Genomic DNA, 13,650 nt, shown 5'->3' on the forward strand with positions numbered 1-13,650 from the left:
CCGGTGGGCCGCGGACCACGCCGACCACTTCCGGCACTGAGGCACCCCTTACTCCGCCGGCCTCGGCACGCCGCCTCCGACACGCGTTCCCCGTACGGAAATACCCCCTTTCGGGTTCCGATCATTGGGCTTTTCGGGCGTCATCGCGTATCCGCGTACAAGCTGGAAGTCCCTCATGTCCAGCGCCCGGGAGGCCACGATGAGCACGCTGCCGTCGCTCGCTTCAGGCCCGGAAGGCTCCCACGCCCTGCGGCCGTTGCTCGACACCGTGCTCGACGCGCTGGGCGAGGGCGCCCGCGCACGCCGGGGCCCTCTGCCCTCGGGTGGCCCGGACGCGGTGGCCGAGCGCATGAGCGCCGCCGTCGGGGATCCGCTGCCGGACGAGGGCGACCCGAACGCACTCCACACCCTCGTCCGGGCCTTCGCAGAAGCCGCCGCCGACCCGGCGGACCCCCTGTGCACCGCCCACCTCCACTGCCCGCCCCTCGCCCTCGCCACCGCCGCCGATCTGGCCGCCTCCGCCCTCAACCCCTCCCTGGACTCCTGGGACCAGGCGCCGGGGGCGTCGGAGCTGGAGGCGCTGGTGACGGGGGCGCTCGCGGGGGAGGTCTTCGGTGGCGGGGAAGGGGAGCGGGGTCGCCGCGTCACCCCGGCTCCCCGGGCCACCCCACCCCACCGGCCCCCCACCGCCCTGATCACCACCGGCGGCACCGAATCCAACCAACTCGCCCTCCTGATCGCCCGCGAAGCGCACGGCGCCGGAGTCAGGCTGGTGCACGGGGCGAACGCTCATCACTCGCTGCCCCGTGCCGCCTGGCTGCTCGGGCTGCCGGACCCCGTCGTCGTGCCCGCGCCCGCCGGCGTCCTCGACCCCGCCGCACTCGACGAGGCCCTCACCCAGCTGCCCGGCCCCCACCTGGTCGCGGCCACCGCGGGCACCACCGACGCCGGGCTCATCGACCCGCTCCCCGAGATCGCCGCCCTGTGCGCCGCCCACGGCGCCCGGCTGCACGTCGACGCCGCCTACGGCGGAGGCCTCCTGTTCAGCGACCGGTACCGCGAGCGGCTCGCCGGCCTCGGCGCCGCCGACACCGTCACCCTCGATCTGCACAAGCTCGGCTGGCAGCCCGTCGCCGCGGGGCTCCTCGCCGTCCGTGACCCGGGCGGCCTCGCCGTGCTCCATCACCGCGCCGACTACCTCAACGCCGACGACGACGTCGAGGCCGGCCTGCCGGACCTGCTCGGCCGGTCCCTGCGCACCAGTCGCCGACCCGACGTCCTCAAGATCGCCGTCACTCTCAGGGCCCTCGGCCGCAGCGGCCTCGGCCGGCTCGTCGAGCAAGTCTGCGCAAGAGCCCTGGAGTTCGCCCACCTCGTCCACGGTCACCCCGCGTTCGAGCTCTACGACCAGCCCACCATCAGCACGGTCCTGTTCCGGCCCGCACACGCCACCGACGACGCCGTCGCCGCCGTACGCCGAACGCTCCTCACCGACGGCCGCGCCGTCCTCGGCCGGGCCCGCATAGACGGTCGCCTGTGGCTGAAAGCGACCCTCCTCAATCCCCACACGCGCCCGGACGACCTGGCCGCCCTCCTGAAACTGGTGGAAGGAAACACCCCCGGATGACCCCGCAGACCAACCCAGCCGACCGGCACTCCACCCCCCCGGGCCAGGACCCCGAGACCCCCCGCGACCTCGTCGGCATCGGTATCGGCCCCTTCAACCTCTCCCTCGCCGCCCTGGCCCACCCCCTCGCCGAACTCGACGCCGTCTTCTACGAGCAGCGCACCGCGTTCGCCTGGCACCCGGGCCTTCTCATCGAGGGGTCCCGCATTCAGGTCCCCTTCCTCGCGGACCTGGTGACGCTCGCCGACCCCGCGAGCCCGTGGTCGTTCCTCAGCTACCTCAGGACCCGCGACCGGCTCTTCCCCTTCTACTTCGCCGAGCGCTTCCACATCCAGCGCGCCGAGTACGACGCCTACTGCCGCTGGGTCTGCGAGAACCTCCCCGGGCTGCGCTTCGGCCACCAGGTCGACGCGGTCCGCTTCAACTCCGAACGCGACGTCTTCGAGGTCGACTTCACCCAGCTCGCCCCCGACGGAGAAGCCGAGGCGCTCGGCCGTACGTACGCGAAGAACATCGTCCTCGGCATCGGCACCGAACCGGATGTCCCCGACCCGCTCAGGCCCCTCGTCGAGGCGCCCGCCGTCCCGGTCATCCACGCCGCCGACTACCTCGAACACCGCGAGCGGCTGCTCGCCGCCGAGCACATCACCGTCATCGGCTCCGGACAGTCCGGTGCCGAGATCTTCCTCGACCTGCTGCGGCGCCGGCCGGCCGGGCGCGAGCGGATGCACTGGCTCGGGCGCACCGAGGCCTTCGCGCCCATGGAGTACTCCAAGCTCGGCCTGGAGCACTTCACCCCCGACTACACCCGCTACTTCCAGGCACTCGGCGAGCCGGTCCGCGACAGCCTCGTCGCCTCGCAGTGGCAGCTCCACAAGGGCATCGACGCCGAAACCCTCGCCGCCATCCACGACGAGCTCTACCGCCGCACCCTGGACGGCGGCTGGCCCGACACCGTCCTCACGCCAGGCGTGCAGGTGCGCACCGCGGGCCGGATCGCCACGACCAAGGTGGAGCTCCATCTGGAGCACGTCCACCAGAACACCCGCTCACGCCTGACCACCGACGCGGTCGTCCTCGCCACCGGCTACCGTGAGCGCCCCCTCACCCGCATCCTCGCCGGCCTCGACCCCTACATGCGCCTCGACAGCCGGGAACGCCCGCGCATCGACGACCAGTACCGCCTGGTCATGGACCCGTCCGTCACCGGCTCGGGCTGCAACGTCTACGTCCAGAACGCCGAGCGCCACACCCACGGCGTCGGCACCCCCGACCTCGGCCTCGCGGCCTGGCGCAGCGCCAGCATCCTCAACTCCGTCACCGGCAAGGAGACCTACCCGCTGCCCAGCCGTACGGCGTTCACCACCTTCGGCCTCGCACAGCAGGAGCCCCGGATCCCGCGGGCGCGTCAGCCGAGGGTGCTGACACCGCTGATGGACGGGATCTGAGGCTCCTGACCGGTTGGTCCGACTCCGGCTAGAACACCGGCGTGCCGTTCCGCGTGAGCTTCCAGTCCACCGACGCGAAGTCCTTCGGGTCCAGCACGCCCTTGGCGGTCACCCACTCCGCGATCCGGGTGCGGATCTCCGTCGACTCCGACCACAGCTCATGAGCCGACGCCACATGCGGGAACGCGCCGCCGCCGTTGGCCCGGTAGTTGTTCACCGCGAACACGAACTTCTGGGCGTCGTCGAGCGCGGCACCGTTGTAGGCCAGGTTCTTGATCCGCGAACCCGCCGCCTGCGCGACATCGATCTCGTACGACAGCCCTGACACGTAGTCGTAGTTGTAGTCGGGGCGGTTGCCGGCATTCGTGAGCTTGTCGACGTCGACGACCGCGTCGGCGGCGGTCTGCACGAAGTACTCCGCCGAGTACTCCAGGTACGCCTTGACCTGCGCACCCGTCATCAGCTTGGCGACCAGCGTGTTGTCGTACACGTACAGGCTCGACAGATCCCGGATGGTCACGTCGCCGGCCGGGATCTCCGAGGTGCGCGAGAACGGGGAGGCCTGGGAGATGACGGGCAGCGAGGCGTGCTCCGTGCCCGCCAGGGCCGCCTTGACCACGTCCTCCTGGACCTTGGTGATCAGGTCGATGATCGGGGCGTCCTTGTAGCGGGCGTCGACCGTCGTCAGCTTCTCGGTCGCCGTGCCGACGACCTGATTGACGTACTCCACCACGATGTCGTGGTCGTCCTTCAGCAGCTTGGTGATCTTCGGGTCGTCGGCGACCGTCTTCGAGTCGCGCACCGTCGCCTTCACCGACTCGACCTTCCAGCAGCCCTTGTCGAGGACCAGCTCGAAGTCGAACAGCGTCAGCCGCTGGGCATAGCACAGCGGCTCGGACAGCACCACGGTCCTGCCCGTCTTCTCGTTCGTGACCAGCAGCTCCGCGATCTCCGTGTGCGCGTGCCCGACGAGGATCGCGTCGATGCCCGGCACCTGCTGGGCGACCAGCGCCGCCGAGTTCTCGAGGTACGGCAGCTGGTCACCGTACGACGACGTCCCCGACGAACCGGAGTGCGCCGACACGACCACCACGTCCGCACCCATCGAGCGCAGCTTCGGCACCCACTTCGCGGCCTGCTCCTCCAGACCCGGGAACACCATCTTGCCCTCGACGTACGCCTTGTCCCAGATCGCGATGCCGGGGTTGGTCAGACCGAGGACCGCGACCTTGACCGGCGGGGCGCCCGGCACACGGAACTTCTTGATGAAGTACGGCGGGAAGGCGGGCTTCAGCGTCTTCGCGTCCAGCGCGTTGGCACCCAGCAGCGGGAAGTGGCACTGGTCCTCGAACTTGCGCAGCGTCTCGATGCCGTAGTTGAACTCGTGGTTGCCGAGGGCCACCGCGTCGTACCCGATGGCGTTCATCGCCGCCGCCATCGGGTGGACCGGACCGCCCTTGGCGGTGATCGGGTCGACCTTGGCGTAGTAGTACGTCAGCGGGGTGCCCTGGATCGTGTCGCCCGCGTCGATGAGCAGCGTGTTGCGGCGGCCCTTCTCGTCGCGGACCTGGTTCACCAGCGTCGAGACCCGGGACAGGCCCTTCGCGTTGCCCTTGGCGTCGGAGTACTCCGCGTCCTTGAAGTAGTCCCAGTTGAAGATGTTGCCGTGCAGATCGGTCGTGCCCATCACCGTCAGCGCGTACCGCTTCTTCGGCCGGGACCCCTTCGCCGGCTGCGCGGCCTGCGCCGCCGGGGCGCCCACCGCACCGGCCACCGCCACCCCCGCTCCGGTCACGGCGGACTTCGTCAGGAACTTACGGCGGTTCAACGGCATGAGTGCTTCTCCTGGGCGAATGGTCAACAACGCGCGTAGATTCTGACCTGCCCATGGCGAGTTGCAACAGACCCCGCACGTTTCGATCTGGTGACCGAAGCTGTGAACTGCCGGGCTCCCGGCCGGCCAAGCGATGACAGAGTGGGACGTATGACCTCCCCCTCAGGAGAACTTCAGCCCGCCGTCCCCTACGGCACCCCCGACGCCCCCCGCATCGCCGTCCGAGGTGAGGCCCACCTCGAGGTCGACCCCGAGATCGCTCGCATCGGCGTCACCGTGGCCTCTCGCGGCAAGGACCGCCGCGCCGCCCTGGACGACCTGACCCGCCGCAACGCCGCCGTCCTCGACCTCATCAAGACCTACGGCGACGCGGTCGAGCGCCTGGAGACCGGCGCCTTCTCCATCAGCCCCGAACTGAAGGACAAGGGCCGCGGCGAACGCATCCACGCCCACCACGGCCGCGTCCACATCACCGCCGAACTCACGGACTTCACGGCGCTCGGCGAACTCACGACACGCCTGGCCGACTTGGAGCTCACCCGCGTGGACGGCCCCTGGTGGGCCCTGCGCCCCGACTCGCCGGCCCACCGGGAAGCGCGGCAGCAGGCGGTACGGGAGGCCGTGCAGCGCGCGCGGGAGTACGCGGAGGCGCTGGGGACCTCCCTGGCCGCGCTGGTGGAACTCGCCGACATCGGCGCGGAGAACGCTCCACCGGCCTATCCGCAGACCCGCGGTGGTCGTATGCGCTCGATGGCCTACGCCGCGGAAGAGGACTCCGCCGCCCCCCTCGACCTCGAACCCGAGCGTCAGCACGTCCATGCCGAGGTCAATGCACGATTCACCATGGCGCCGCCGCATCTGTGAACGCATCGGTGAATAGCCCTTTAGGGGTGCTTCGAACGCTCATCGGAGCACCCCGGTGCACAATTCAACACTTGTCAATAGCCCTTCACGCAAAGGTTGTTGAGTAGTCATGCGGCGCCAATTCACTACCCGCCGGTAAGTCATAGAGTCGAAACATGCGCCGAGCGAAAATCGTCTGCACCCTGGGCCCCGCCACCGACTCGTACGACCAGATAAAGGCACTGGTCGATGCCGGAATGGACGTCGCCCGATTCAACCTCAGCCACGGCGGCCACGCCGATCACGAGGAGCGCTACGAGCGCGTGCGGAAGGCCTCCGACGAGACCGGCCGCAGCGTCGGTGTCCTCGCCGACCTTCAAGGCCCGAAGATCCGCCTCGGCCGCTTCACCGAAGGACCCGTACTCCTTGAACGCGGGGACACCTTCACCATCACCGTCGAGGAGGGCGCCGAGGGTGACCGCCAGCAGTGCGGGACCACCTACGCCGGCCTCGCCGCGGACGTCATCCCCGGCGAACGCATCCTCGTCGACGACGGCAAGGTGTGCCTGGAGGTCACTTCCGTCGACGGCCCGCGTGTGAACACCACCGTCGTCGAAGGCGGCATGGTCTCCGACCACAAGGGCCTGAACCTCCCGGGTGTCGCCGTGTCCGTGCCGGCCCTCTCGGAGAAGGACGAGGCCGACCTGCGCTGGGCCCTGCGCACCGGCTTCGACGTCATCGCGCTCTCCTTCGTCCGCTCCGGACGGGACATCGAGGACGTCCACCGCATCATGGACGAGGAGGGCCGCCGCCTCCCGGTGATCGCCAAGGTGGAGAAGCCGCAGGCGGTGGAGGCGATCGACGACATCGTGGCCGCCTTCGACGGCATCATGGTCGCCCGCGGTGACCTGGGCGTGGAGATGCCGCTGGAGCAGGTCCCGATCGTCCAGAAGCGCGCCATCAAGCTGGCCAAGCGCAACGCCAAGCCGGTCATCGTCGCCACCCAGATGCTCGACTCGATGATCGACAACTCCCGCCCGACCCGCGCCGAGGCCAGCGACGTGGCCAACGCGGTCATCGACGGCACGGACGCGGTGATGCTGTCCGGCGAGACGAGCGTCGGCAAGTACCCGATCGAGACCGTCCGGACGATGGCGAAGATCGTCGAGGCGGCCGAGGAGGACATCCTGGCAAAGGGCCTGCCGCCGTTGACCGACCGGAACAAGCCCCGCACCCAGCCGGGCGCGGTGGCCCGCGCCGCCGCCGAGATCGGCGACTTCCTCGGCGCCCGTTTCCTGGTCGCTTTCACCCAGTCGGGCGACACGGCCCGCCGCCTGTCCCGCTACCGCTCACCGATCCCGCTGCTGGCGTTCACGCCGGAGCCGGCCACGCGTTCCCAGCTGAATCTGACGTGGGGTGTGGAGACGTTCCTCGGGCCGCACGTGGAGTCGACGGATGCGATGGTCGATCAGGTGGATGAGCTGTTGCTGAAGTACGGCCGCTGTAAGAAGGGCGACACGGTGGTCATCACGGCCGGCTCGCCGCCCGGGGTTTCTGGTTCCACGAACATGGTGCGGGTGCATCACATCGGGGAGGACGACAGTCCGAAGTAGGGGGGTGAGGGCCCCTTTTCAGCTTTGAGGAGGGGCCCTTTGCTGTTGGGTCAGTGCTTGGGGCCTACCTGGGCGTCCATTAGGGCGACAGAAGCTTTGCGGGCGACGGAGATGTTGTACGGGTTGCCGTGCCGGGTGCAGTGCGTCCACTCGATACCGAGTCTGTCGAGGGTGTCGGTGTAGAGGCGGAGGATGTCGGCGGAGACGTTGGTGAACATGTAGCGGGGATACTCGTAGCGCTTGCGCTCGCCACCGACCATGCGGGTCGTCCAGTTGGTGATACGGCAGCCGTCCGAGTGGATGAGGCCGCGGATGAACTCCCAAGGGTGAGCGTCGATGATCGCCTGCTGCCATGGCTCGAGAGTGATGGCACGCTCGTGCTTCCTGCCAGGGCCGTGCTGAGGGAACAGGCAGTGCAGGTGCTTCGAGTAGACCTTCACGTTGCGACAGCCGGTTTTGCGGACGCGGCAGACAGAGTTGTCGGGGAAGACCGCGCGCATGGCCTCCTCGCAGGCGCCCATCAGGCCGGGCCAGGATTCGTCGCACGTGATCATGAGGTTGGGCACGCGGTGCTCGGAGTAGTGACTGATGTGGCCGTCGCCCAGGTAGAGACCGAGCAGGTAGCTGTACGCCACTGCGTCGAGGGTTCGGCCATCGCATCGCGGGCACTCAGGATCATGCTTTCCTGGGCACTCGCCGCGTTTCGCCCGGTCCAGGTTCTTCCAATATGCGATGGTGCCCGGCGGGACGTTGAGCATACGAGCGACCTCTGCGTTCCTGGAGCCGCCGCGCAGGAGTGTGAGTGCCTTCTGTCGCACTTCGGTGCTGTGAAAGTTCATGCGGGCACTCTGTGTCACTGATCGTAACCGTGGGCATGAAAAAGCGGATGTTCACGAGAACGTGAGCATCCGCTTTCTTCCTGAGGTGCCCGGTGTGGGATTCGAACCCACATGCCCAAAGGGCACGGCATTTTGAGTGCCGCGAGTCTGACCAGTTCCTCCAACCGGGCAGGTTGGTGAGCTGTCGGGAAGTGTACCGGGTCACCGCAGCTCCCCGCCTCTAGGTAGGCTGCATAGGCAGCTGCACCTGCCCGGCCCGCAACAAGGAGCCCCCGTGACCGCCCCCGAGTCGCCCCAGCCCGTAGACGCGCCCGACGACGACAAGTCGCACGTGCCTCCGCTGACGACCCGTGTCGTCATCGCCGAGGACGAGGCGCTGATCCGGCTCGATCTCAAAGAGATGCTCGAAGAAGAGGGGTACACCGTCGTCGGTGAGGCCGGAGACGGTGAGCAGGCCGTCGAACTGGCCCGCGAGCACAGGCCCGACCTCGTCATCCTCGATGTGAAGATGCCGAAGCTGGACGGCATTTCGGCGGCCGAGAAGATCGCCGAGGAGAGCATCGCCCCGGTGCTGATGCTGACCGCGTTCTCGCAGCGCGACCTCGTCGAGCGGGCCCGGGACGCCGGTGCCATGGCGTACCTGGTCAAGCCGTTCAGCAAGAGCGACGTCGTGCCGGCGATCGAGATGGCCGTCTCGCGGTTCACCGAGCTGAAGGAGCTTGAGAAGGAGGTCGCCGACCTCACCCTGCGCCTGGAGACGCGCAAGCTCGTGGACCGGGCCAAGTCCATCCTCCAGACCCAGTACGGGCTGACCGAGCCCGCCGCCTTCCGGTGGATCCAGAAGACCTCCATGGACCGCCGGATGTCGATGCAGCAGGTCGCCGAGGCCGTCATCCAGGACGCCGACGAGAAGAAGGCCGCCAAGGGCTGACGTACCGAAGCGGCACACTGAAGCAGCAAAGAGTGAGGCCCGTGCCCCTGACCGGGGGGCACGGGCCTCGACTCATGCGGGCCGGGCGATCAGTCCTCGCCCAGGTACGCCTTGCGCACCGACTCGTCGTGCAGCAGGTCCTGTCCGCTGCCGGAGAGGACGATCTTGCCGACCTCCATGACGTGCCCGTGGTCGGCCAGGGAGAGCGCGGCCTGGGCGTTCTGCTCGATGAGCAGGATGGTGGTGCCCTGGGACTTGAGCTCCTGAATGGTCGCCATGATCTTCTGCATCATGATGGGGGAGAGGCCCATGGAGGGCTCGTCCAGCATGAGCAGCTTCGGCCGGGACATCAGCGCCCGTCCCATGGCGAGCATCTGCTGCTCACCGCCGGAGAGGGTGCCCGCGGCCTGCTTGCGGCGCTCTCCGAGGATGGGGAACAGGTCGTAGGCGCGCTTGATGTCCTTCTCGATGGCCTCCTTGTCGGTGCGCAGGAACGCGCCGAGACGGAGGTTGTCCTCGATCGTCATGCGGGGGAAGATGTGCCGCCCCTCGGGGGAGTGGGCGAGCCCCAGCGAGACGACCTTGTGGGCGGGGACCTTCTTCAGCGACTTGCCGTCGAACTTGATCTCACCGGACAGCGGCTGGAGCAGACCCGACAGCGTGCGCAGGGTCGTGGTCTTGCCGGCGCCGTTGGTGCCGATGAGGGTGACGACCTCGCCCGCTTCCACCTTGAACGAGATGCCCTTGACGGCCTCGATCTTGCCGTAGGCGACCCTGAGGTCCTCGACCTCCAGCAGTGCGGTCACTTGTCGTCCCCTTCCGTGCTGCTCTGCGCCTCGGCGCCGGCCTCCGCGGCCTCGACCTCGGCGACCTCCTCCTTGCCCGGCTCGCCCTCGAAGGGCGTACCGAGGTAGGCGGCGATGACGCGCTCGTCGGCCTGGACGACCTCCGCGGGGCCCTCGACGATCTTCTCGCCCTGGACCAGCACGGCGACCCGGTCACACAGGTTCATGATGAACCGGATGTCGTGCTCGATGACGAGGACGGCGATGCCCTGGTCCCGGATGGCGAAGATCAGCTCCTCGGCCGCCCGGGTCTCCTGCGGGTTCATACCGGCGGTGGGCTCGTCGAGGAGGAGCAGACCGGGCTCGCTCGCAAGGGCCCGGGCGATCTCCAGCTTGCGCTGCTCGCCGTAGGGCAGGTTGCGGGCGAGGTGGTCGGCCTTGGCGGCGAGACCGGTGAACTCCAGGAGTTCCATGGCCCGGGCCCGGGACGCGTCCTCGGCCTTCTTGAAGCCGGGCAGCCGCAACAGGGCCGACCAGAGGCCTTCCTTGGTGCGGGTGTGCCGTCCGACCAGCACGTTCTCCAGAACGGTCATGTTGGCGAAGAGCCGGATGTTCTGGAAAGTACGGGCGATGCCGGCCTGGGTGACCAGGTGCGGCTTGGGCGGCAGGACGGTGCCCTTGTAGGCGACCTTGCCCTCGGTCGGGATGTACAGGCCGGTGAGGCAGTTGAAGAAGGTCGTCTTGCCGGCGCCGTTGGGGCCGATGAGGCCGACGATCTCGCCGGTGTTGACGGTGAGGTTCACGTCGCGCACGGCGGTCAGACCGCCGAAGCGCATCGTGACGCCGGTGGCGTCGAGCACCGTCGTGCTGGTGGGTGCGGTCGTGGTGGTGGTCATGGCGGTCACGCCCCTGCCTTCGCGACGCCGGTCGCGCCTTCGGGCAATGGCTTGTCCTCCGGTACGTCGAGCTGTCCGGTCTCGTGGAATTCGAGCTGCTTCCTGCGGTCGGCGACCAGGCCCTCGGGGCGGAAGCGCATCAGCAGCATCAGCGCGATGCCGAAGAGCAGCAGCTGGTACTCCGCCATGAACTGCAGCTTGGCCGGGATCAGGTAGAGCAGCGCGGCGCCGATCAGCGGGCCGCTGATGGTGCCCATGCCGCCGAGGATGACGGCGGCGAGCAGGAAGGCCGAGTTCGGCGGCACGGAGCCGGCGAACTGGTACTGCTCGGGCGTGACGCTGTACGACACGTGCGCCTGGACGGTGCCGGCGAGGCCGGCGAGGGAAGCACCGAGCGCGAACGCGAGGAGCTTCAGGCGGAAGCCGTTGATGCCCATCGCGGTTGCGGCGGTCTCGTCCTCGCGGATGGCGACCCACGCGCGGCCGATGCGGGACTCCGCAGAGCGGCGGAAGACCAGGACCACGATCGCCGTGCACGCCAGCATCAGCAGGTAGTAGTTGCCGGACCGGGTGAGTTCGGTGCCCAGGACGTTGTGCGGCAGCCCGAGGTTGAACCCGAAGATCTCCAGGTCCGGGATGTTGGGGATGCCGTTGGAGCCGTTGGTGACGTCCGGTCCGCTGTTGCCGTTCAGGTTGTTCATGGTGATGCGGAAGATCTCACCGAAGCCGAGCGTCACGATGGCGAGGTAGTCGCCGCGCAGCCGCAGGGTCGGGGCACCGATCACCACGCCGAAGATCAGCGAGGCGGCGGCGCCGGTGAGAACGGCGGCCCAGAACGGGAACTCGACGCCGATGCTCGACTGCGGGGAGCCGGAGACCAGGGCGGCGGCGTAGGCGCCGACGCCGAGGAAGGCGACGTAACCGAGGTCGAGCAGGCCGGCGAGGCCGACGACGACGTTGAGGCCCAGCGCGACCGTGGCGAAGATCAGGATGTTCGCGCCGATGAGGGCGAACTGGTCGTTGGTCTGGGTGAAGGGGAAGCAGATCGCCGCGACGAAGGCCGCCGTCATGGCCACGTTGCGGTGCTTGGCGGTGAGCGCCGAGAGCCGCTTGAGCAGGCCCGCGCGGGTCACCGCGGTGAAGCCGAACGCCGTGACGATCAGGAAGCCGATGAACAGCTCGGAGTACTCGGTGCCGATGCCGTACGCGAAGACGTACATGCCGACGCCGAAGCCCGCGGCGATGATCAGGATCTCCACCCAGGAGGGCAGGTCCTTGGCACGGCCGGGATCGGGCGCGGTGAGCGAGTGGCGGATACGGCCCCAGAGGTTCGGGGTCGGGTCCGCGGCGCCGTAGGGCTGGTCGACCGGGAGGCCGAGGGCGCCGATCACGGCGATGAGGGCGCCGATGCCGGCCACCCAGGCACCCGGCTCCAGGTTGACCAGGCCGCCGAGCTCCTGGGTGATCGCGCCGATCGAGTAGCCCGTGGTGCCGAACACGCCGAGAGCGGCGAGCAGGACGGGGCTGTTCTTGCCGCCGGGGGTGAGCCAGCGCAGGCCACGGATGCCGTAGCCGGAGAGGGCGAACAGCAGGGTGAGCAGGGAGCCGACGAGGGTGAGGACCTGAAGGCCGCCCGGGTAGCCGGTGACGGTCAGGTTGCCCGGGAACTCCTCGGTCCAGGTCCAGGCGAGGAAGGTGCCCACGAGGGCGACGGCGGAGCCGGCGACGGTGAGCGCGCGTGCCGCGACCTCCGGCAGCGGTATGAGCGAGGCGGCCGCAGCGGTGGACACCTTGGCGGTGTCGGTGGTCTTGTCCATGGGGATCTCGGTGGTCATGGGTATCACGCCCGATCCGCGACGCGTTCGCCGAGCAGACCTTGTGGCCTGAACAGCAGTACGAGGATGAGCAGAGCGAACGCCCACACGTCCTTCCAGGCGCCGCCGCCGAAGAGGTCCATGCCGGGGATGTCGCCGACGTAGCCGGTGGCGAGGGACTCGGCGACGCCGAGGACGATGCCGCCGAGCATGGCGCCGTAGATGTTGCCGATACCGCCGAGCACGGCCGCCGTGAAGGCCTTGAGGCCCATCAGGAAGCCCATGCGGAAGCCGACCTGGCCGTTCTTCAGGCCATAGGCGACGGCGGCGACGGCGGCGAACGCGGCACCGATGGCGAACGCCATGACGATGATGCGGTCGGTGTTGATGCCCATCAGCTTGGCCGTGTCCGGGTCCTGAGCGGTGGCCTGCATGCCGCGGCCGGAGCGCGTCTTGGTGACGAACAGGCCGAGGGCGAGCATGCACAGCGGGGCGGCTATGAGGACGAAGAGGTCACCGCGCTGGATGTTGGCGCCGAGTATTTCGACGGGACCGCCGTGGAACTGCGGGAAGGGGTGGTCCTTCTTCGCGTCCGGGTACCACATCCACACGGCCTGCTGCAGGACGATGGACAGGCCGATGGCGGTGATGAGGGGTGCCAGCCGTGGCGCGGTGCGCAGTGGCCGGTAGGCGAAGCGTTCCGCCGCGGTGCCGACGGCGACCGATACGAGGACGCCGCCAATGATCATGAGGGGGACTGCTGCCCCGAGGCCGAAGCCCTCGGGGAGTACCAACCAGACGGTGAGGGCCCCGAAGCCCCCGACCATGAAGATCTCGCCGTGGGCGAAGTTGATGAGCTGGACGATGCCGTAGACCATCGTGTAGCCGATCGCGATGAGTCCGTACATCGCGCCGAGGATGAGTCCATTGGCCAGCTGTTGCGGCAGTTCGTTCACCGCAGGGCCTCCGTGGAGTGGTTCGGATATGGCGCCGCGCGGGAGCGCTGATGGGCGATCCCGC

Annotated in this window: 11 protein-coding genes and 1 tRNA gene; 5 read left to right on the forward strand and 7 right to left on the reverse strand. The window is 68.8% G+C overall.

Annotated features, from left to right (window positions below):
- Positions 1-199 precede the first annotated feature (199 nt).
- Together ACZ7L5_RS08475 and ACZ7L5_RS08480 are read left to right on the forward strand one after the other, a co-directional pair.
- Positions 200-1,627 (forward strand): pyridoxal phosphate-dependent decarboxylase family protein, encoded by a 1,428-nt coding sequence (locus ACZ7L5_RS08475; RefSeq protein ID WP_471515870.1) that lies wholly within the window; start codon positions 200-202, stop codon positions 1,625-1,627.
- Positions 1,624-3,075, forward strand: a complete 1,452-nt coding sequence (locus ACZ7L5_RS08480; RefSeq protein ID WP_471515425.1) for a lysine N(6)-hydroxylase/L-ornithine N(5)-oxygenase family protein — start codon at positions 1,624-1,626, stop codon at positions 3,073-3,075. The genes ACZ7L5_RS08475 and ACZ7L5_RS08480 overlap by 4 nt, the downstream gene beginning before the upstream one ends.
- Positions 3,076-3,103: 28 nt before the next feature.
- Here ACZ7L5_RS08480 and ACZ7L5_RS08485 read toward each other — a convergent pair whose 3' ends face one another.
- Complete coding sequence (locus tag ACZ7L5_RS08485) at positions 3,104-4,909, reverse strand: bifunctional metallophosphatase/5'-nucleotidase (RefSeq protein WP_471515427.1); 1,806 nt, start codon at positions 4,907-4,909, stop codon at positions 3,104-3,106.
- Positions 4,910-5,059: 150 nt separating this feature from the next.
- On the opposite strand from ACZ7L5_RS08485, the gene ACZ7L5_RS08490 reads away from it, so the two are divergent.
- Positions 5,060-5,773, forward strand: coding sequence for an SIMPL domain-containing protein (locus ACZ7L5_RS08490; RefSeq protein ID WP_471515429.1), 714 nt, complete (start codon positions 5,060-5,062; stop codon positions 5,771-5,773).
- A gap of 155 nt (positions 5,774-5,928) precedes the next feature.
- Positions 5,929-7,365, forward strand: a complete 1,437-nt coding sequence (gene pyk, locus ACZ7L5_RS08495; protein ID WP_471515430.1) for a pyruvate kinase — start codon at positions 5,929-5,931, stop codon at positions 7,363-7,365.
- A 50-nt stretch (positions 7,366-7,415) separates the two neighbouring features.
- On the opposite strand, the gene ACZ7L5_RS08500 is transcribed toward pyk, so the two are convergent.
- A complete protein-coding gene (locus tag ACZ7L5_RS08500) occupies positions 7,416-8,204 on the reverse strand; it encodes a helix-turn-helix domain-containing protein (RefSeq protein ID WP_471515432.1) in 789 nt (262 codons plus the stop codon).
- 86 nt (positions 8,205-8,290) lie between these two features.
- Positions 8,291-8,374: transfer RNA gene (locus tag ACZ7L5_RS08505), tRNA-Leu, on the reverse strand.
- Between the two features lie 104 nt (positions 8,375-8,478).
- Here ACZ7L5_RS08505 and ACZ7L5_RS08510 point away from each other — a divergent pair.
- Complete coding sequence (locus ACZ7L5_RS08510) at positions 8,479-9,135, forward strand: ANTAR domain-containing response regulator (protein WP_328882324.1); 657 nt, start codon at positions 8,479-8,481, stop codon at positions 9,133-9,135.
- An 89-nt stretch (positions 9,136-9,224) separates the two neighbouring features.
- On the opposite strand, the gene ACZ7L5_RS08515 is transcribed toward ACZ7L5_RS08510, so the two are convergent.
- The 4 genes from ACZ7L5_RS08515 to ACZ7L5_RS08530 are packed head-to-tail and all read right to left on the reverse strand — an operon-like array spanning position 9,225 to position 13,586.
- Positions 9,225-9,941: an ABC transporter ATP-binding protein gene (locus tag ACZ7L5_RS08515; protein ID WP_328882325.1), complete on the reverse strand. Its 717-nt coding sequence runs from the start codon at positions 9,939-9,941 to the stop codon at positions 9,225-9,227.
- A complete protein-coding gene (locus ACZ7L5_RS08520; protein ID WP_406204365.1) occupies positions 9,938-10,816 on the reverse strand; it encodes an ABC transporter ATP-binding protein in 879 nt (292 codons plus the stop codon). The genes ACZ7L5_RS08515 and ACZ7L5_RS08520 overlap by 4 nt, the downstream gene beginning before the upstream one ends.
- 5 nt (positions 10,817-10,821) lie before the next feature.
- Positions 10,822-12,633, reverse strand: a complete 1,812-nt coding sequence (locus ACZ7L5_RS08525) for a branched-chain amino acid ABC transporter permease (protein ID WP_471515872.1) — start codon at positions 12,631-12,633, stop codon at positions 10,822-10,824.
- Between the two features lie 23 nt (positions 12,634-12,656).
- The gene (locus tag ACZ7L5_RS08530) at positions 12,657-13,586 is read right to left on the reverse strand and encodes a branched-chain amino acid ABC transporter permease (RefSeq protein WP_471515435.1); all 930 of its coding nucleotides are present in this window, start codon (positions 13,584-13,586) and stop codon (positions 12,657-12,659) included.
- Positions 13,587-13,650: the final 64 nt, after the last annotated feature.

It is taken from the genome of Streptomyces sp. NPDC107528, from assembly GCF_055639295.1.